At 51.7% G+C, this 18,507-nt stretch carries 19 protein-coding genes; 6 read left to right on the top strand and 13 right to left on the bottom strand.

Annotated elements, in window-relative coordinates; translation table 11 throughout:
- The first annotated feature begins 86 nt into the window (after window positions 1–86).
- The 5 genes from MWU63_RS17780 to MWU63_RS17760 are packed head-to-tail and all read left to right on the top strand — an operon-like array spanning window position 87 to window position 5,470.
- Window positions 87–761, top strand: coding sequence for an SURF1 family protein (locus MWU63_RS17780; protein ID WP_247079073.1), 675 nt, complete (start codon window positions 87–89; stop codon window positions 759–761).
- A gap of 14 nt (window positions 762–775) precedes the next feature.
- A complete protein-coding gene (gene thrC, locus MWU63_RS17775) occupies window positions 776–2,164 on the top strand; it encodes a threonine synthase (protein ID WP_213890904.1) in 1,389 nt (462 codons plus the stop codon).
- Window positions 2,161–3,423 (top strand): pitrilysin family protein, encoded by a 1,263-nt coding sequence (locus tag MWU63_RS17770; RefSeq protein ID WP_247079072.1) that lies wholly within the window; start codon window positions 2,161–2,163, stop codon window positions 3,421–3,423. Before thrC ends, MWU63_RS17770 begins: the two co-directional genes overlap by 4 nt.
- On the top strand, window positions 3,423–4,007 hold the full coding sequence (locus MWU63_RS17765) for a GNAT family protein (RefSeq protein ID WP_213890886.1): 585 nt from the start codon (window positions 3,423–3,425) through the stop codon (window positions 4,005–4,007). Before MWU63_RS17770 ends, MWU63_RS17765 begins: the two co-directional genes overlap by 1 nt.
- A gap of 44 nt (window positions 4,008–4,051) precedes the next feature.
- Complete coding sequence (locus tag MWU63_RS17760) at window positions 4,052–5,470, top strand: FAD-binding oxidoreductase (RefSeq protein WP_247079070.1); 1,419 nt, start codon at window positions 4,052–4,054, stop codon at window positions 5,468–5,470.
- A gap of 121 nt (window positions 5,471–5,591) precedes the next feature.
- Here the strand turns inward: MWU63_RS17760 and MWU63_RS17755 are convergent, their stop codons facing one another.
- From MWU63_RS17755 to MWU63_RS17740, 4 genes are read right to left on the bottom strand one after another with little or no spacing between them, the layout of a single operon-like run.
- Complete coding sequence (locus tag MWU63_RS17755) at window positions 5,592–6,131, bottom strand: adenine phosphoribosyltransferase (RefSeq protein ID WP_213890884.1); 540 nt, start codon at window positions 6,129–6,131, stop codon at window positions 5,592–5,594.
- Between the two features lie 8 nt (window positions 6,132–6,139).
- On the bottom strand, window positions 6,140–6,502 hold the full coding sequence (locus tag MWU63_RS17750; protein ID WP_247079067.1) for a hypothetical protein: 363 nt from the start codon (window positions 6,500–6,502) through the stop codon (window positions 6,140–6,142).
- Window positions 6,503–6,526: 24 nt separating this feature from the next.
- Window positions 6,527–7,402, bottom strand: coding sequence for an S-methyl-5'-thioadenosine phosphorylase (locus tag MWU63_RS17745; RefSeq protein ID WP_213890882.1), 876 nt, complete (start codon window positions 7,400–7,402; stop codon window positions 6,527–6,529).
- A 9-nt stretch (window positions 7,403–7,411) separates the two neighbouring features.
- Window positions 7,412–8,017: a flavin reductase family protein gene (locus MWU63_RS17740; RefSeq protein WP_213890881.1), complete on the bottom strand. Its 606-nt coding sequence runs from the start codon at window positions 8,015–8,017 to the stop codon at window positions 7,412–7,414.
- Between the two features lie 87 nt (window positions 8,018–8,104).
- Here MWU63_RS17740 and MWU63_RS17735 point away from each other — a divergent pair, with 87 nt between their 5' ends.
- Window positions 8,105–8,596 carry an N-acetyltransferase gene (locus tag MWU63_RS17735; RefSeq protein WP_213890880.1) on the top strand — a complete coding sequence of 164 codons (492 nt, stop codon included), beginning with the start codon at window positions 8,105–8,107 and terminating at the stop codon, window positions 8,594–8,596.
- Between the two features lie 51 nt (window positions 8,597–8,647).
- On the opposite strand, the gene ptsP is transcribed toward MWU63_RS17735, so the two are convergent.
- The 9 genes from ptsP to MWU63_RS17690 all read right to left on the bottom strand — a co-directional run bounded on the left by ptsP (window position 8,648) and on the right by MWU63_RS17690 (window position 18,429).
- Complete coding sequence (gene ptsP, locus MWU63_RS17730) at window positions 8,648–10,891, bottom strand: phosphoenolpyruvate--protein phosphotransferase (protein WP_213890879.1); 2,244 nt, start codon at window positions 10,889–10,891, stop codon at window positions 8,648–8,650.
- Window positions 10,892–10,899: 8 nt separating this feature from the next.
- Window positions 10,900–12,138, bottom strand: coding sequence for an aspartate kinase (locus tag MWU63_RS17725; RefSeq protein WP_213890878.1), 1,239 nt, complete (start codon window positions 12,136–12,138; stop codon window positions 10,900–10,902).
- A 93-nt stretch (window positions 12,139–12,231) separates the two neighbouring features.
- Window positions 12,232–12,885 (bottom strand): SDR family NAD(P)-dependent oxidoreductase, encoded by a 654-nt coding sequence (locus tag MWU63_RS17720; RefSeq protein ID WP_247079065.1) that lies wholly within the window; start codon window positions 12,883–12,885, stop codon window positions 12,232–12,234.
- 11 nt (window positions 12,886–12,896) lie between these two features.
- On the bottom strand, window positions 12,897–13,340 hold the full coding sequence (locus tag MWU63_RS17715) for a DUF1178 family protein (protein ID WP_213890876.1): 444 nt from the start codon (window positions 13,338–13,340) through the stop codon (window positions 12,897–12,899).
- Between the two features lie 68 nt (window positions 13,341–13,408).
- On the bottom strand, window positions 13,409–13,939 hold the full coding sequence (locus MWU63_RS17710; RefSeq protein ID WP_213890875.1) for an NUDIX hydrolase: 531 nt from the start codon (window positions 13,937–13,939) through the stop codon (window positions 13,409–13,411).
- A 98-nt stretch (window positions 13,940–14,037) separates the two neighbouring features.
- Window positions 14,038–15,306 carry a glycosyltransferase N-terminal domain-containing protein gene (locus tag MWU63_RS17705; RefSeq protein WP_213890874.1) on the bottom strand — a complete coding sequence of 423 codons (1,269 nt, stop codon included), beginning with the start codon at window positions 15,304–15,306 and terminating at the stop codon, window positions 14,038–14,040.
- 121 nt (window positions 15,307–15,427) lie between these two features.
- Window positions 15,428–16,474 carry a glycosyltransferase family 4 protein gene (locus tag MWU63_RS17700; RefSeq protein ID WP_213890873.1) on the bottom strand — a complete coding sequence of 349 codons (1,047 nt, stop codon included), beginning with the start codon at window positions 16,472–16,474 and terminating at the stop codon, window positions 15,428–15,430.
- A 12-nt stretch (window positions 16,475–16,486) separates the two neighbouring features.
- Window positions 16,487–17,902 (bottom strand): mannose-1-phosphate guanylyltransferase/mannose-6-phosphate isomerase, encoded by a 1,416-nt coding sequence (locus tag MWU63_RS17695; RefSeq protein WP_247079062.1) that lies wholly within the window; start codon window positions 17,900–17,902, stop codon window positions 16,487–16,489.
- On the bottom strand, window positions 17,899–18,429 hold the full coding sequence (locus tag MWU63_RS17690) for an FkbM family methyltransferase (RefSeq protein WP_213890871.1): 531 nt from the start codon (window positions 18,427–18,429) through the stop codon (window positions 17,899–17,901). The genes MWU63_RS17695 and MWU63_RS17690 overlap by 4 nt, the downstream gene beginning before the upstream one ends.
- Window positions 18,430–18,507: the final 78 nt, after the last annotated feature.

The raw sequence follows: 18,507 nt of genomic DNA, 5'->3' as shown, positions 1-18,507 counted from the left end.
GTCAGAGGTTGAAAAACCTGCACTAAAACAGATAATGCAAAACGCGGAGCCATCGGTTCCGCGTTTTTCAATTTGGGAGCTTCCGTTTGTCCAGACCAATGATTCTGCCTTTTCTTTTTGGAGTGATTGGCGTGGCGATTTTGTTGGGGCTTGGAACCTGGCAGGTGCAGCGTTTGGCCTGGAAAAACGGAATTCTGAACGAGATTATAACCCGAATCAAAGACACCCCGATTGCCATACCGTCCGAGCCAGATCCGGAGCGTGACAAGTACCTGCCGGTTCGGGCAACTGGAACTATTACGCAGGACGAGCTGCATATTTTGGTCAGCCTGAAACAAGTTGGCGCAGGCTATCGCATCGTTTCAGCGTTTGAGACGGATGGGCGGCGCATACTACTGGACAGAGGTTTTGTCGGCGTCGAACAAAAAGACGCCCCACGTCAGGCACTGGACGTTGAGGTAAAGGGAAATTTACATTGGCCGGATGAGGTAGACGGATACACCCCTGCGCCTGACTTAGCAGAAAACATTTGGTTTGCGCGCGATGTCGACTCTATGGCTCAAGCCCTGAGAACGGAGCCAATTTTTCTTGTGGTACGTGAAACGTCGGAATCGGACCCATCCGTGACGCCCTTGCCTGTCGACATTTCAGGCATACCAAATGATCACTTAGGCTACGCGATCACATGGTTTTCACTGGCTTTTGTGTGGTTGGGGATGACAGGCGCCATTCTGTGGCGTATCAGGCAACGAACGAAGTAAAGGCACCATTCAGGATGCGATATATCTCGACCCGGGGCAGCGCCCCGAGCTTAAGTTTTGAAGAAGCGATGTTGACAGGGCTGGCGCGTGACGGCGGGCTATATGTGCCCGAATCCGTACCGACGATGCCCAAGAGCGAAATCGCGGCGCTTGCCGGATTGTCGTATGAAGAGGTCGCCTATCGCGTCATGCGTCCGTTTATCGGTGATACCTTTTCGGATTCAGAATTTGGCGAGATTATTGAGAAAGCCTATGCAGGTTTTGGGCATGACGCTCGTGCACCGCTGGTGCAGCTCGCGCCAAACCATTTCCTGCTTGAACTGTTTCACGGCCCGACACTGGCGTTCAAAGATTTCGCAATGCAGCTTATTGGCCAGATGTTTCAAAAGGCTTTGGCGCGTCGGGGAGAACGTATCACGATCGTCGGGGCGACATCGGGCGATACCGGTTCTGCAGCGATAGAAGCGTTTCGTGGTCTTGAGGCGGTTGATGTATTTGTCATGTTCCCCCATGGCCGCGTCAGCGAAGTACAACGGCGTCAGATGACAACTCCGGTAGAAGGCAACGTTCATGCCCTTGCGGTCCACGGCGATTTTGACGACTGTCAGGCGCGTCTCAAAGACATGTTCAATGATTTTGAGTTTCGTGATGGCGTACGCCTTGCCGGCGTGAATTCGATCAACTGGGGTCGTGTACTGGCGCAGGTGGTTTACTATTTTAGCTCGGCCGTGTCTTTGGGTGCGCCGCATCGCAAAGTCAGCTTCACTGTCCCAACCGGCAACTTTGGCGATATTTTTGCAGGCTACATTGCCAAGAAGATGGGCCTGCCTATCGACAAGCTGGTGATTGCGACCAATCAGAACGACATTCTGCACCGCACACTGACCAGCGGGGCTTACACCACTATGGGTGTTACACCGTCAATTAGCCCTTCAATGGATATTCAGGTGAGCTCGAATTTTGAGCGCGCACTGTTTGATATATATGATTGCGAAGGCTCGGCAGTTGCACAGTTGATGGATGAATTGAAATCTGGTGGTAGCTTCAATGTTTCTCAAGGTGCATTGGAGCGACTGCGCGGACTTTTTGTTTCTGGTCGGGTCTCCGAAGAGGAAACCTCGGCAATGATAAAATCCGCCTTTAAACACACTGGCGAAGTACTTTGCCCCCATTCTGCGGTTGGTGTGAAAGTCGCTGCTGACCATTTGGGTGTGACGCCAATGATAACGCTTGCAACGGCGCACCCGGCAAAATTCCCAGCCGCAGTGAAAGCGGCGTGCGGACAGGATATTTCGCTTCCGCCGCGAATGGCTGATCTATTTGAACGAGATGAACGCGTGACCGAGGTTGCGAATGACCTTGGTGCGTTAGAAACTTTGATATGGGAGCGTTTGGCCCTTTGAGCGTAGAACTTCATACACTGTCTAATGGTTTCCGCATTGTCACAGAGAACATGCCGGGGCTTCAATCGGCTTCTCTCGGTATCTGGGTCATGGCGGGTGGCCGTGATGAGCGGCCCGAACAAAACGGCATTGCGCATTTTCTGGAACATATGGCCTTTAAAGGCACCAAAACCCGAAGCGCACTACAGATTGCCGAGGCCATCGAAGATGTTGGCGGATATATAAACGCTTACACCAGCCGCGAGATGACGGCCTATTATGCGCGGATACTGAAGTCAGATGTGCCTTTGGCGCTCGATGTGATCTCGGATATTTTGCTCGACCCCGTCTACGACCATGACGAAATAGAGGTCGAGCGCGGCGTGATCCTTCAGGAAATCGGCCAGGCGCTTGATACGCCCGATGACGTGGTCTTTGACTGGCTGCAGGAAGAGGCCTATCCAGACCAGCCTCTGGGACGGACAATTCTTGGCCCCGCAGAACGGGTCAGTGCTTTTTCGCGTAACGATCTTTCCGGGTTTGTAGGGGAACAATACGGGCCCGATCAGATGATTCTGGCGGCAGCAGGGGCAGTGGACCATGCAGACCTTGTTAGACGGGCTGAGGCATTGTTTGGCCACCTTCAGGGCAGTCAGTCACCTAAATCGCAACCCGCACTTTACACGGGTGGCGAAAAGCGTGTCGTAAAAGACCTTGAGCAAGTTCACATGGCGATGGCGCTTGAAAGCCCGGGCTACAGGGACGACGATATTTATACTGCGCAAATTTATGCGGCTGCGCTCGGTGGTGGGATGTCATCACGTCTGTTTCAGGAGATCCGCGAGAAGCGCGGGCTTTGCTACACGATCTTCGCACAGGCTGGTGCCTACGCTGACTCGGGCCTGATGACCATCTATGCGGGCACGAGTGCTGAGCAGATCGGTGAACTGTCCGGATTGACCATGGACGAACTGAAACGCTCTGCGGATGATATGTCCGAAGCAGAAGTCGCCCGCGCCCGTGCACAGATGAAAGCAGGGCTGCTGATGGGGCTGGAAAGCCCGTCATCGCGTGCAGAGCGCCTTGCGCGGATGGTCGCTATCTGGGGCCGGGTGCCGCTTGTTTCGGAAACGGTTGAAAAGGTAGATGCAGTTACGACGCGCGCGGTTCGGGAGTTTGCTGGCGCACTGGCGACCGGCATCAAACCGACCCTTGCCCTTTATGGCCCGGTTGATCATGCACCAACGCTTGAAGAACTACAGAACAGGCTTGCTGCCTGATGCTTGGATTGCGGCGCAAGGTTCGTATCGAGACGGAACGGATGACATTGCGTCCGCCCGTTCATAGCGACCATCGCAGTTGGGCTTCCTTGCGTCGTGAAAGTGCTGAGTTTTTAAAGCCGTGGGAGCCGACGTGGTCCACTGACCACCTAAGCCGCAAGGGGTTTACCAATCGGGTCTACTGGGCGCAAAGATCAATCGCGAACGGCTCGGCGGTTCCGTTGTTTCTTATTCACCGCGCAGAGAACAGATTGATCGGCGCTGTCACCTTAGACACCATTCGACGGGGCCCTGCGCAGGCGGCAACGCTTGGGTATTGGATTGGCGCCCCATGGGCGCGTCAGGGTTTCATGCGCGAAGCGATAGAGGCTGTTACGTTTTACGCCTTTCACGAACTTGACCTTAGCCGAGTGGAAGCTGCATGTTTGCCTGAAAACATCGCGTCGCGTGGTGTTCTGGAAAAGACCGGTTTCAAATATGAAGGCGTTGCGCAAAGTTATTTACAGATCAATGGGCGCTGGCGAACGCATGTTCTCTATGCGAACCTGCGTATTGACCGGCGTGGCAAGACCGAAGCTGGATAAGGGGTCCAGCATCGGATGTAAGCTTTGAGAGGCAGGAGTGTAGGATGCTGACCCCCGCAAATGACGCCTTTGAAACATTGCTTCGCGCTCAGCTCCCCGAGTCATCGTTCCGCCCGCTGACCCCCGCTTATCTGGAAGAACCCCGAGGAAGGTTTTCAGGTCAAGGGGGCTTACTGATTGCGCCACGTGATGTGGAACAGGTTTCGATAATCATCCGGGCCTGTGCGGCTGCGAAGGTCGGGATTGTACCCTATGGCGGCGGCACAGGGCTGGTCGGGGGGCAGGTCCTGCCCGAAGGTCCGGCACCCGTTATTTTGTCGCTCGAGCGTATGACGCAAATCCGTGCGGTGTATCCGGAAGAGAACGTGCTTATCGCCGAAGCGGGTGCGATTTTGCAAAACGTGCAGGCAGCCGCCGAAGAGGCTGGGCGTCTGTTCCCTCTTTCACTGGCGTCAGAAGGAAGTTGCCGTATTGGTGGTAATCTCGCGACGAATGCGGGGGGTGTAAATGTGCTGCGCTACGGAAATATGCGGGATTTATGCCTAGGGCTTGAAGCGGTTCTTCCAGATGGTGATATCTGGAATGGGCTCACGCGGCTTCGCAAGGATAACACTGGTTATGACGTTCGGAATTTGCTGATCGGGGCTGAGGGCACGTTAGGCGTTATCACCGCTGCGACATTGAAACTTTTTCCAAGGCCTGCAGAGCAGGGAACTGCACTTTTTGTCGTCACCAACCCGTCCGATGCACTGAAACTGCTCGCAATCGCGCAGGATATTTCGGGTGGTGGCGTCAGCGCATTTGAATTGATCCATCGCACGGGACTCGATTTTTTGGCGAAACATATGCCGGATGTTCGTGTTCCATTTGACCAGATGCCAGAATGGTCGGTTCTTGTTGACCTGGGTTTGCCAGCCGCTATGGGCGCGGCCGGAACTCTTGAAAATATCTTTGAACAGGGTCTGGATGCTGGTCTTGTCACCGACGGGCTTGTCGCGCAATCAGAGACACAAAGGCAGGAATTCTGGTCTGTACGTGAACATATTCCGCAGGCAAATTCACGGGTGGGCGCAATATCCAGCCATGATATTTCACTGCCGCTTGGCGCGATATCCGAGTTTTTGGAGGTGGCGGGGCAGGCTGTCTCTACCTTGGGCAAGTTCCGCATCAACAGTTTCGGACATCTTGGCGACGGAAACCTGCACTACAATGTGTTTCCGCCAGAGGGGCAGAAGAAAGAAGCGTACTCTGAGCGTCGGGACGAAATCAAAGGGTTGGTGCATGATCTTGTGCACGAATTCGAGGGTTCATTTAGTGCAGAGCACGGGATTGGGCGCCTAAAAACGGACGATCTGTTGCGCTATGGGTCACCTGCGAAAATTGCACTGATGCGCATGATTAAAACATCGCTTGATCCCCATGGAATAATGAATCCCGGTGTGATTTTTTCGAAGAACGATTAGCAATAAAAATGATCGCCCTGATGGCGAAACCAACAGGGCGATCAATGTCTTACGTGTGTACAAGCAGCGCCTGTTACTGTCAGGCAAGATCAGCTTTAGGTGGGTTTAGTTAATTTACGGTTTACAGCCCCGAGAATTCACAAAGGGCATAGACGTCCATTCCCATTGCTTCAAGCTTTTTGCGGCCACCCAGATCTGGCAAATCAATTATAAAGGCGCAACCAACAATCTCTGCGCCAAGACGCTCGATCAGTTTGATACCGGCTTCCGCTGTACCGCCAGTTGCAAGCAGATCATCCACAACCAAAACCGTTTCGCCGGGCAACAGTGCGTCATCATGAATTTCGACAATCGCTTCGCCATATTCCAGCTTATATTCCTCTGAAATCGTGGTTCCCGGCAGTTTACCTTTCTTGCGGATAGGGACGAAACCTACTGAAAGCTGGTGGGCAATCGCACCACCCAAGATAAAACCACGTGCTTCAAGACCAACAACCTTGTCGATCCGCATTCCCGCGTAGGGGTGCAACATCTGGTCAATTGCCATGCGAAACCCGCGCGGGTCAGCGAAAAGCGTTGTGACATCGCGGAACATGATCCCTTCATGAGGAAAGTCGACAATCGTGCGGATGTAGTCTTTGACAGTTTTGTTGTTGTTCATCCTGATCCCTAGTTAACAATTGTGCGGTATTGGGCGATAGTTGCGCTTAATTCCTGAACTGTCCAAAGGACAAGCATAAATATCACGATACACAGCAAAAAGTTCACAAAGCTTTGCAAAAGCCGCTTCCAAAGCTGATCCCGTGTTTGGAAAATTCGCAACTCCGGACGGAGAAGGAAGCGAGAGGACAAGTATCCGAACAGCAGCATCGCAAGCGCCCAGTAAAGCAAATCTAGCAGGGGCGAAGGAAACTCTGTCGCAAGAAACCGGGCAAAGCCAACCATCAACGTCCAGCGAAAAACGTGAAACACCTCGTCTGTCAGCGCTTCCAGGTGACGGCCAAACTTGTAGCGTCTGTCAGGTTGAGTCATCTGATCTAACCATCCAAGCATGAGCTAAACGAGAACCCGAGCAGCAACGGCATCCAGTTTGGCAACCAGCGCCGGATCGCGCGCATCGGGATGGGTCAGGATGGCATATTCAAGCGCCCGATCACAGCCATGCGGGCAGGGGGGCCGTTGAGCGCCCAAAAGCGCGGGTAGACGACGAACCATTTCCCGGCCTTTATCGGCGTTACCCATAAGTGTTTTGATAATCTCACTTACGTCCACTTCGCCGTGATCCGGGTGCCAGCTATCGTAGTCTGTAACCATTGCGACTGAGGCATAGCAAAGTTCTGCCTCGCGGGCGAGTTTTGCTTCGGGCATATTGGTCATCCCAATCACATCACACCCCCAGCTTTCCCGGTACACCTTGGATTCAGCAAGCGTTGAAAACTGTGGCCCTTCCATCGCCAGATAAGTGCCGCCCCGGTGTACATTGATACCCGCGTCTTTTGCAGCAGTTTCACAGGCGTCTGACAGGCGCGGACAGGTTGGGTGCGCAACACTTACGTGTGCTACAAACCCGGTTCCAAAAAAGCTTTTCTCACGGCCAAAGGTGCGGTCGATAAACTGGTCAATGACGACAAAATCACCAGGCGCCATTTCTTCGCGGAAAGATCCGCAGGCAGAAACAGAAATCACGTCTGTGACGCCAATACGCTTCAGCGCATCAATGTTGGCGCGGTACGGCACTGTTGTCGGGCTGTGGACATGACCCCGGCCATGCCGCGGTAAAAAAGCCATTTCCACCCCATCAAGAGAACCCGTCAAAATTTCGTCTGAAGGGGTGCCCCAGGGGCTTTCTACTGCCTGCCACTCAGCGTCTTTGAGGCCATCTATATCATAGATGCCCGAGCCGCCAATTATGCCGATTATTGTCTTTGCCATGAAGAATCCTCAGTCGTCCGGCCTGTTAAGGCTAAAGAGCTCTGTAACGCGTGCATAGTCACGATAACCAAGACGTGCGAGAGGGTGAAAGCTGGTGATGTCAAACCGGCCATCCTTCATGCAATCGTCACGCATATGAATGCCTGTGACCTCTCCGAACACAACGATATTTGCGGCACCGGGCAATCTTACAATCTGGGTCAGTTTGCACTCCAGATTTGCGGGCGCATTCGCAACGCGGCTGCATTTAATTGTCTCGCATTCGGATTTTTCGACTCCGGCAAGCAGAAACTCGTCTTTGCCAGCGGGATGTTCCCCTGAGCTTATGTTCATTGCATCGCGCGCCGCATATTCAACGATGTTCACGCAGAAAACCCCGGTATCCCGGATATTTGCAACACTGTCTTTCGTATCTCCACGATCCGCCTTTGCGCTGGAAGACGCGAACATGACTTGCGGCGGGTCATAGGCGACCGCGTTGAAAAAGGAATAAGGCGCAAGGTTATCGACCCCGGCACTGTCCCGTGTTGATATCCAGCCAATGGGTCTTGGGGTAACAATGGCGTTAAATGGATTGTGGGGAAGGTTGTGGCCATCTTCAGGTCTGTAGAACATCTTTGCTCCCAATGTTTGCCCAACTGGTAACGTCGTGTTAGGGGCGTTTCCAGAGAAAAGTTTGGTGACTTTAGGAAAGCGCTAGCGGTGTATCGGCTAACTGAAGAAACAGCAACGGATTGGTGGGAAGTAGAAGCGATCTATGACCTTTGCTTTGCACCGGGGCGTGAGGCGCTTTCGTCCTATCGTTTACGTGACGGGATTTCGGCGGTGCGTGAGCTATCTCTTGTTGCTCGGGACGAAGATGGAATTCTGGCAGGGGCAATTCGGTTTTGGCCAGTTCGTATCGGGAAACGCCCCGCCTTGCTGCTAGGGCCTGTCGCTGTCCACCCGACCCGACAGGGCGAAGGACTTGGGGGATATCTCATTCAGGAAAGCCTTGAAACTGCACGCGAAAATGATTGGAAACGCGTTATGCTTGTGGGGGATGCGTCCTATTACGGCCGTTTCGGGTTTAACAAACTCGAAGGTGTTGAGATGCCGCCGCCCACCAATCCAGAGCGGGTTCTAGGGCAAGAGTTGGTTGAGGGAAGCTGGGTAGGTGTTACAGGGATGGTCCAGAAAGCGGACGCTGAGTAGAATACGAGGTTCACCAGCCTGCAGATCGTATCTGCATTGTGCGCGACGCCCTCAGCTCTCTTTTGTCAACCAATCCAAGATCGCCGGGCGGACGGATTGATCGCCACGTGCACGTGCGGTTTCGATCACTTCTTTAACTTCAGCAAGGTTTGAACGACGCAGAATTGATTTTACTGGCCCAATTGAAGCCGGTCGCATCGAAAGCGCGCGAAGGCCTATCGCTGCAAAACACAGGGCTTCAACAGGCCGTCCTGCATCCTCTCCGCAAAATGAGAGAGGTGTGTCTGTCTCGTTGCAGCGTTGAACGATTTGCTCAAGAAACGTCAGGAAACTAACGTTCAATGTGTCATAGCGTCTTCGCACGCGTTCATTTTCGCGGTCAGCGGCAAAGAAAAACTGTTTAAGATCATTGCCCCCGATGGAAATAAAGTCTGCCATTTCGAAGAATTGGCGCGGCGCAAAGGCAAGCGAAGGTGTCTCAAGCATCGCTCCCACTTCCAAAGATTCTGGCAAGACGTGCCCAAGCTGGCGCTCTCTCTCCACTTCTTTGTACACAAAGGACCGAGCTTCTTTAAACTCTTCAAACTGCGCAACCATTGGAAACATAATATACATTGGGCGGCCATTTGCGGCGCGCAGAAGCGCCTGAAGCTGCATCCGCATCACACCGGGTTTATCAAGCCCGACCCGGATGGCGCGCCAGCCAAGCGCGGGGTTTGGCTCGTCCTGCGGTTTCATATAGGGCAGTACCTTGTCAGACCCTATGTCAAGCGTGCGAAAAATAACGCGCTTGCCGTGCGCTGCATCCATGACGCGCCCGTAAAGTGCAGCAAGTTCCCCACGGCGCGGCACCTTGTTTCGGACAAGAAATTGGAGTTCGGTACGGAATAACCCGACGCCATCTGCACCTGAATTGTCCAGTGACGGCAAATCCGCCATCAGGCCAGCATTCATTGTCAGGCTGATATTTGTTCCACAAAGAGTTTCGGCTGGTTTGTCCCGGATAGAGGTATAGCGTTCCTGTGCCTGAGCTTGCATTGCCATCTTGTCACGAAACGCGCTGACGACAGTATCGTCAGGCCTCAGATGCACAATACCTTGTTCGCCATCAACCATCACGTGGTCGCCATTCAGCGCTTCGTTGGTGATACGTTCTGCGTGAATAATTAGTGGAATAGCAAGCGCGCGCGCAACGATCGTGGCGTGCGAGCCAACGGACCCCTCTTCAAGAATGATACCTTTCAGCGATCGACCATATTCCAAAAGCTCTCCGGGGCCGATGTTGCGCGCAACCAGAATTGGGTTATCCGGCATTTCGGCACCAGTGTCCTTGCCTTGCCCGGTCAGGATGCGCAACAGACGGTTCGACAGATCGTCAAGGTCATGCAACCGGTCACGCAGGTAAGCGTCAGGAACCTGAGACAGGCGCGCGCGGGCCGTTGATTGTTCTTTTTCAACCGCGGCCTCTGCAGATAGGCCGCGCGCGATATCCTCCTCCATGCGGCGCATCCAGCCTTTGGAATTGGCAAACATCCTGTAGGCTTCAAGCACCTGCATCTGCTCTTTGTCACCTGTCCCTGCACTCGTCAGCATTTGATCCACGGAAACGCGCAACTGATCAATTGCTTCCTGCAGGCGTTGCAATTCGGCATGTGGATCGTCAGCGATAGGGTTTGTTACGACGACGCGGGGTTCGTGCAGAAATACATGACCTTCAGCCGTTCCTTCCTGTCCAACCCCACCTTTGAGCATGACGGGTTGCTGATGCCGCGCGGACAATGCTGCGCCTTCGCCAATGAAAGCACCAAGTTCGGTCATTTCAGCCAGAACCATTGCGACCACTTCCAGCGCGTAGACTTCGTCTTCAGAAAACTGTCGGGCTTCTTTGGATTGTACGACCAATACGCCAAGGCGTTCGCCCAGCCGCTGGACGGGTACACCCAGAAAAGAAGAATAAATTTCTTCGCCAGTTTCGGGCATAAAGCGAAAGCCCTTTTCCTGAGGGGCGTTCGCCGTGTTGATCAATTTTGTGAATTTCGCGACGCGCCCAACCAGACCTTCTCCAAGTTTAAGCCGAGTCTGGTGAACAGATTCAGGGTTCAAACCTTCTGTCGCACAAAGTTCCAGCGTCTCAGCGTCACGGAACAGATATATTGAGCAAACTTCCGTCTGCATCGAATCCGCAGTCAGATGCATGATCCGGTCCAGACGGGTCTGACCAGCACTGTCTTCCGCCAATGTATCGCGCAAACGTCTGAGAAGTTTGCGGCTTTCACTTTCTGTTTGTTCGGCCATGGGCCCCTTTAAGCGCTTTTTTCCAGTTCAAAAGCATCATGCAGGGCTTGGACGGCAAGTTCCATATATTTCCGATCTATTAGTACGGAAATCTTGATTTCAGAGGTTGTGATGACCTTAATGTTTATTCCTTCAGCATGAAGCGCATGAAACATTTGCGCGGCAACACCAGCGTGCGAGCGCATTCCGATACCTACAACCGACACTTTGGCAACATCCTGATCAGCAACAAGATCGTGGTAATTTATGCTGCCTTCCGCCTTGGCCCCCTGCAGGGCTTTCTCGGCACGCAAAACCTGATCTGTCGGGCAAGAGAAGGTCATATCGGTACGACCTTCTTCGGATATGTTTTGCACGATCATGTCAACGTTAACGCCAGCATCCGCCAGCGGTCCAAAGATGGCAGCCGCAATACCGGGCCGGTCAGCGACCGAGATCAGGGTCATTTTCGCTTCATCACGCGAATAGGCGACGCCGGAAACTGCATTTGATTCCATAATTTCCTCCTCGTCACAGACATATGTGCCGGATGTTTCTGTTTGTTCATCAAAACTGGACAGGACGCGCAGCTTAACCTTGTAGCGCATTGCAAGTTCTACCGAACGCGTCTGAAGAACCTTGGCGCCCAATGAAGCGAGCTCCAGCATCTCTTCGAATGCGATCTTGTCGAGTTTGCGGGCTTTTTCGCTGATCCGCGGATCGGTCGTATAGACGCCGTCAACATCGGTGTAGATGTCGCAGCGTTCAGCGCCAAAGGCAGCGGCGAAGGCGACGGCTGTCGTATCCGATCCGCCCCGGCCAAGTGTGGTGATGCGCCCTTCCGGGCTGATCCCCTGAAAACCAGCAACCACAGCAACGCGCATGCCTTCGTCAAACTTGGCATTCAGGTTTTCTGTTGGAATATCCTCTATCCGTGCTGCGGAATGGGCAGAGGTTGTCATCACCGGCACTTGCCAGCCCTGCCAGCTTCGCGCCGGGACATCCATTTCCTGAAGTGTAAGCGCCATTAAACCAGCGGTTACGTTCTCGCCAGAACTGACCACGGCGTCATATTCGCGCGCATCGAACAACGGTGACGTTTCGCCAACCCAGTTGACCAGTTCGTTGGTCTTTCCGGACATCGCTGAAACGATGACTATGACGTCATAGCCCCGTGCGACTTCAACGCCGACGCGTTTTGCAGCGCGGCGGATTTTGTCCAGAGAGCCAACAGAGGTACCCCCGAATTTAACTACCAAAAGCGGCATGGAATATCCCTTAGCCCTAGCTTTCTATAAACCGAGGTTTTCTTAGGGGGGATACGCTCCAAGAGCAAGTGCGGTGCGTTGTCTCTGCGAACCTTAAAAGGGATGTGTCCGGCCGTCCCAGGTCAGAAAGGACCCAGTGGTTTCAAGCGAAAGCTCTGCAAACCGGCTTTTCAAACCTGAGACAGATTCGGTTTCAGTAATTTCAGCACTTGCACCGCCCATATCGGTTTGAACCCAGCCAGGATGATAGATACCGACCGCGATCCCAAGTCCTTTTAGATCTGCCGCTAAGTTCCGGCCTAGATTCAGCGCAGCAGCTTTTGATGCTCGATAAGCGTATGAGCCGCCAGGGGCTCTTGTGTCAGAGCCCATCTGAGACGAAATAATCGCAATTCGCGGAGTGTTTGCAAGCTGCAGATTTGCAAGCATTGCCTGCACGGTAAGAAAAACACCCGTCACGTTTACCGCAAAGCTTTCGGCCCATGTTTCGGCGTCATAACCGTCTGCAAGGCTATGGCCTTTATCGAGATATACCCCAGCGTTGCAAACCAGCAGTTCAACAGGTTTATTCTCAAGCCTTCGCGCCACGTCTTGTTGCGAAACGGGATCTGCCACATCTAGGGTAACCCAACTCTCGTCAGGAATTGCGCCTCTTGTGGTTCCAATAACTTCAGTGCCATCAGTCTTATAAAGTTCAAAGAGAGCACGGCCAATTCCCCGGTTTGCCCCGGTAATAAGTACAGTCATTGGCTAACCCCTTAGTTTGTTTTTCTGTTCGGTGTGAAGGGTAGGGGGGCTACTGGCACCCCATCCTCTATAAGCGATTTGGCCTCTTCAAGCTTTGCTTCGCCATAAATTGCGCGTGCCGGCGCATCACCATCGTGAATTGCCCGTGCTTCCTTGGCAAAATTCATACCGACGTAATCTGAATTGGCTTCAATTTCCGACTTCAGCTTTGCAAGTATTGTTTCCTGCTCGGTCGTCGGTGTGGAAAGGGGTTTCTTAATTTCCTCGACGGGAGTTTGCGCTGCACCGCGCGCTGTGCGTACTTTCGGGGCCATTATTGCCTTTGTAACAGCGGTATCACCACAATCCGGGCAGGCCACCAAATTGGCAGCCTTGACCTTGTCAAAAGCGTCAGCCGACTGAAACCAGCTTTCAAACTGGTGATCATTGGCGCATTTGAGAGTATACCGGATCATTGAGCCTTCCTTAGCATCGCTGCAAAGATAGTCGTTTGTTATTGTTTTAACAATGACGAGATAGGCACTTAGCGCGGAAGCAACGCAGGTTCAAATGCGCGAATGATCTGCGCAAGTTCGGGTTCGCTGACCATGGAAGCTGCTTTTTTGACACTGAACCACCGGCGGTTTCTTTCTTTCGCCTCGGGAAATTTTCTTAGCAGCCGTTTCACCTTCATCGGAAAGACTGCGACGACGCAGGGAAGTTCGTCTTCTACATTCCTGCTTTTCACATATGAAAAGATACCAAGGCAGATATTTTCGATTTTGCCTTCAACACCCGCCTCCTCAAAGGCTTCCTGTGCCGCAGCGCTCGCCGGTGTTTGCTGATCCATGGGCCATCCCTTTGGGATGATCCAGCGTCCGGCACCGCGGCTGGTAACCAGCAAGACCTGAACCTTATCGTTATTTACACGATAGCAAAGTGCTCCGAATTGGGTTCGTACGCCGTGTTTTTGCGACGCGTTCAGCTGTATCGGCTGTTGTTTTGTATTCACTATCGTCACTTTAGAGCCGCCGCGCTTGCCTGTCGTATGCTGATTTCGCAACTTATTGTTCATTTTGTGGAAGCATAGCAAAGCAAAAGTTGTCCGAAAAGGGTGAATGAACAGCCTTTTTTCTTATCAAGCGAATCTGTTGCCTATTTTCAGGGTGGTTTTTAAAGCAGTGAAGCGACTTTAAAAGTGATTTCGTCCAACATTTTGCCTTTTGCACCGTTTTTGAAAAGGGATTTTTTACTCGCCGCTATCTGAGTGTTTCGTGAGTTTTCATCAAGAAGTTTTATCCAGGCAGTTGCAATTTCATCGGCGGTGTCAGCCTGTATTGAGCCGTTGTTACAAACGAGTTGCTCGTAAATTGCTTTGAAGTTTGAATATTGCGATCCGTGGATAATAGCAGATCCATATACGGCTGGCTCAAACGGCGTGTGCCCACCAACGGGAACCAGAGAACCTGCAACAAATGTCGTTGCGGCAGAAGAATACCATAGTGGCATTTCCCCCATAGTATCAGCGAGATAGATATCATCTGATGCTTTTGGAAGCGTATCTTGCGAACGGACTGCACAGGAGAACCCTGCCTGATCAACCAAACCTCTTATCTCATGCGACCGTCGTGGGTGGCGTGGAACCAGAATAAGTTTCAGATTGGGTTGGGTTTTGCGGGCCGTCCTGAAGGCATCAAGGATAATCTGGTCTTCTCCCTTGTGGGTAGACGCTGCACACAGTGTAAAAAGTGGATCAAAAACAGACCGAAGCTTGTCGACGTCTGGATGCGTGATTTCAGTAGACTCTTGAAATCGTTTGAGATTTCCTAACAACTTTATCCGGTCAGGTGCTACACCCAGCTCAGAAAAACGAACAGCGGAGCTTTGATCCTGAGGAAAACAGAAATCGATACATTGGAAAACTTTTCTGGCAAAGGTCTCGTCTTTTTGCCAAGAGCTAAAACTTTTCGCAGACATCCGGGCATTGACGAAGACAATCGGTATGTTTTCTTCTGAACATTTTAGGTTTCGGTTTGGATAAACTTCGTTTTCAATCGTGATCAGGCATGTTGGCTTCCAGCGTTTGAAAAACCTGTTCAACACACAGTTGAAATCTAATGGAGCTATATCGGCGTGCAGGGAAGGCGAGCGTAAACGCAAACGCTTTACTTTTTCGAATGTGAGCCGGTTCGAAACCGTCACGAGAAAATCATAGTTTTGAAACTTCCTGCTAAATACGGGCAGCAAAAGTTCCAGCGTATTAAACTCGCCCAGACTCGCTGCATGTAGCCAAATCAATCTGGGATTTGTACATTTCTCTTTGCTATATCCAAGGCGGGCAAGGAATGTTGCTGCAGTGTCTCTTCCGGAAAAAAACCGGTGGACAAAAACAAACGGAAGAACCAGCCATGCCAGCACAAGAATAATGCGGTATTTAAACACGCTGCTGTCCTTCGCTATTAAGATATCATTATAGATTAGTTGCGTTAAACAAGTGAAGCGAGACCTTTCAAAGCCTCAAATGGTACTTGGAGTAGCTTTTATAACGTTTAGTTTCATCAGTTTATTGCGCCCAAAGCCCTTCGTAAACTGCGTTGATTCCTGCGACTTCCCTTTCAATGCTGTGCTGCTGTTTGACAAAGCCCGGTGCAATTTCTGACGCTTTAGATAGACGCCCGGGATTTGCAAACCATGCCTCAACCGCCGCCGCAGCTTTGGCAGAGTTTTCTGTCCCAACCACGGTTCCCAGTTGGCCGTCATTCGAAAATTCCTGAAAGTACCCTGTTTCTGTGCCGATAAAAGGCGCTCCGCTTGCCAAAGCTTCCAAAGGTGTCATTCCGTAACCTTCATACCGAGGCAGCGCGACGAGTAGTGTAAGCGCACGCATCAGTGCGGGCATCTTGTCAGGCTTCACTTCGCCCGTAAAAACTAATCGGTTTGAAAGGCCAGCGCTTTCGATGCGAGATTCAAGTTTTCGCTTGAAACTCAAATGTTCCTTTGCGGTCTTGCCAACGATCAGGGCGACAAGGTCAGGGTGCTTTGGCAAAACCTCCAGCATTGCCTCTACAAAAATATCGGTCCCTTTTTCGGGTCTGATTCGCCCTACTGCGGCAAGGCCAAACGTGCCACCGTACCCTAGCATCCGCCAGGCGCTAGAGCGGTTTTGCGCAGGTCTGAACTGATTGGTGTCAACACCATGTGACACGACCGCATGCACATTCGAAACAAAACTGGCGGCTTCGGGCGTTGTTGCAATCACCGCGTCCATATTGGAGATCAGCCAGCGTGGATATGCCGAATGTAACCTTTGCGCCGCCGAGGTGAAAACAATTTTTATAGGCAGCCGCAAAACATCGCGCGCCCACAAGGCTGCCCGCATTTCGGGATTGCGCCGTACATGCCAAATGGAAAATGGCCGGTCGGGCGGTTTTTTACGACTAAGTTTATATGCGAGCTGCTTTGAAATTGGTACCGGACAATGCGGAAGCGGTTGCCCAACAAGGCGCATATCAAACTGGTCTTGCTGAACAGCAACCACCCCTGCCGTAGTCGCAGAGACTCCAGTGAAATTCTTGTTGAAATTTGTTACATAAAGCTCAGGTGGGGGCATGAAAGATGGGCCTCAATCGCGGGCGTATACATCTTCATAGCGCACAATGTCATCTTCACCCAGATAGCTGCCTGTTTGAACTTCAATCAGTACCATGGGTACTTTGCCCGGGTTCTCCATTCGGTGTTTTTCCCCCAAAGGAATGTAAACTGACTCGTTGTCACTTACGAGCTTAACTACGTCACCGATCGTGACTTTTGCAGTTCCTTCGACGACAACCCAATGTTCGGAACGATGCACATGGCTTTGAAGGCTAAGAATTCCGCCGGGCTTTACAACAATGCGTTTCACCTGAAACCGGGGGCCCATGTATAGACTCTCGAAACTTCCCCAAGGGCGATGATCGCGGGGGAATTGAACGGCCTGGTTGGATTTCTTCTGTTTTAGCGCGTCTACTGCGAGTTTGACGTCTTGCGCGCGGGACTTGTCTGCGACCAGTACTGCATCTGGCATTGCAATCGCGACAATGTTTTCTAAGCCAATCCCGACTATTTCCGTACCCTTGGCTTCCGAACGCAAAAGCGTGTTCTTGCAATCTATTCCGATTGCGGCGCCAGAGGTTACAAGACCATCATCATCGCCTTTCGTTTCGCGCCAGACACTGTCCCAGTCTCCAAGATCGGACCAGCCTCCACTAAATGGCACAGCCGACAGATTTTTAGCTTTTTCCATGACCGCATAGTCAATCGATATATCCTCAGCTTCTGACCAGGGCTCGGGCGCGAGACGCAAAAAACCCAAATCAGTCTCAGCTTCGTCAATCGCGCGTTTGACCGGTGTCATCAGATCTGATTTATTTTCTTTGAAGGCGTCTACAATTGTCTGGGCTTTGAACAAAAATATTCCCGCATTCCAGAGGAAATTCCCAGCATCCAACATCTTTTGTGCTGTGGCTACATCTGGTTTCTCCACAAAACGGCGCAGTTTTACGGCTTCGCCATTCGCTGAAGGGCTTTCCAGTTCTAAGTAACCGTATCCGGATTCCGGTCGTGTTGGACCGATGCCAAAAGCTACCAGATTGCCTGCAAGTGCCGCATCTTTACCCGTTTGGACCGTTTTAGAAAAATGGTCAGCATCCGGTACATTGTGGTCTGACGGCAAGACCAGTATCATTGCGTCTTTGTCTTTTTCAAGCAAATAGAGAGCGGCCGCCAGAATCGCCGGGGCAGTGTTGCGCCCTTCGGGTTCGATCAGAACAGCACCTGGGTCGATCCCGATTTCTGTAAGCTGTTCCGCGACAATAAACCTGAAATCAGAATTGGTCAGAACCAAAGGAGCAGTATATCCGTCGCCCTTTACGCGCGATGCTGACATCTGAAACAGGCTCTGGTCGCCAATTAGTTTTGAAAACTGCTTTGGATAGCTCTTTCGCGACAAAGGCCAAAGACGCGTTCCCGAACCACCGCAAAGAATAACTGGTGTGATCATTTTTTTGTCCACTGCTCCCAAACAAACGGATAGCTCCAATCAGAGCGGAAATTTTCTTCAATTCTGCTTACAATGCCAGTGCGAACTGCAATCAAACTTTCAGAGTAGAGATGAAACTGCACCTGCAAAATACCTATTTTGTTAATAAACCCGGTGTCGAGCAATGCCGGTAATAGATCGTATTCACCACCTTCAATGTTGATCTTTGCCAGAGAAAAGTCGGTGTCTGGGTGTTCGTTGAAAAATACAGAAACAGGCTGAATCTTTCCTTCCACCGCGTTCTTGTTTTCATGTAGCGCTGAAGAAGCGTCTCCGTCGTCAGAAAGTTTCAAAACACCTTCTTCTGAACCAAGTGCAAATTCGTGGATGAATATTTTGTCATTACCTGAAAACCGGTTGCGCAATTCTTCTGCAAATCTGGGGTGAGGTTCAAACACATGTACAGAGCATTTATAGCGTTCATGAATGTCGTGTGCCCAGTTCCCTTCGAATCCCCCGAAATCCAGCACAACAGATTTTTCACCCAACCCATCAAAATCTTGCCGGATCGCCTCACGCCGATCTGTTTTGTAACGCTTGAAAGAGTCGTAAAAAATCTTGAGCCA

It is taken from the genome of Pseudohalocynthiibacter sp. F2068 (genome assembly GCF_023015645.1).
Taxonomy (GTDB): Bacteria; Pseudomonadota; Alphaproteobacteria; order Rhodobacterales; family Rhodobacteraceae; genus Pseudohalocynthiibacter; species Pseudohalocynthiibacter aestuariivivens.
This window is presented reverse-complemented; position numbering and strand designations above follow the sequence as displayed.

Excerpts from the sequence above, each read along its gene's own strand:
- MWU63_RS17710 (WP_213890875.1), bottom strand. The coding sequence starts at position 13,939 with ATGAACAATAAGTTGCGAAATCAGCATACGACAGGCAAGCGCGGCGGC.
- MWU63_RS17760 (WP_247079070.1), top strand. The coding sequence starts at position 4,052 with ATGCTGACCCCCGCAAATGACGCCTTTGAAACATTGCTTCGCGCTCAG.
- MWU63_RS17765 (WP_213890886.1), top strand. The coding sequence starts at position 3,423 with ATGCTTGGATTGCGGCGCAAGGTTCGTATCGAGACGGAACGGATGACA.
- ptsP (WP_213890879.1), bottom strand. The coding sequence starts at position 10,891 with ATGGCCGAACAAACAGAAAGTGAAAGCCGCAAACTTCTCAGACGTTTG.
- MWU63_RS17720 (WP_247079065.1), bottom strand. The coding sequence starts at position 12,885 with ATGACTGTACTTATTACCGGGGCAAACCGGGGAATTGGCCGTGCTCTC.
- MWU63_RS17725 (WP_213890878.1), bottom strand. The coding sequence starts at position 12,138 with ATGCCGCTTTTGGTAGTTAAATTCGGGGGTACCTCTGTTGGCTCTCTG.
- MWU63_RS17700 (WP_213890873.1), bottom strand. The coding sequence starts at position 16,474 with ATGCCCCCACCTGAGCTTTATGTAACAAATTTCAACAAGAATTTCACT.
- MWU63_RS17755 (WP_213890884.1), bottom strand. The coding sequence starts at position 6,131 with ATGAACAACAACAAAACTGTCAAAGACTACATCCGCACGATTGTCGAC.
- MWU63_RS17715 (WP_213890876.1), bottom strand. The coding sequence starts at position 13,340 with ATGATCCGGTATACTCTCAAATGCGCCAATGATCACCAGTTTGAAAGC.
- MWU63_RS17745 (WP_213890882.1), bottom strand. The coding sequence starts at position 7,402 with ATGGCAAAGACAATAATCGGCATAATTGGCGGCTCGGGCATCTATGAT.
- MWU63_RS17695 (WP_247079062.1), bottom strand. The coding sequence starts at position 17,902 with ATGATCACACCAGTTATTCTTTGCGGTGGTTCGGGAACGCGTCTTTGG.
- MWU63_RS17740 (WP_213890881.1), bottom strand. The coding sequence starts at position 8,017 with ATGTTCTACAGACCTGAAGATGGCCACAACCTTCCCCACAATCCATTT.
- MWU63_RS17750 (WP_247079067.1), bottom strand. The coding sequence starts at position 6,502 with ATGACTCAACCTGACAGACGCTACAAGTTTGGCCGTCACCTGGAAGCG.
- thrC (WP_213890904.1), top strand. The coding sequence starts at position 776 with ATGCGATATATCTCGACCCGGGGCAGCGCCCCGAGCTTAAGTTTTGAA.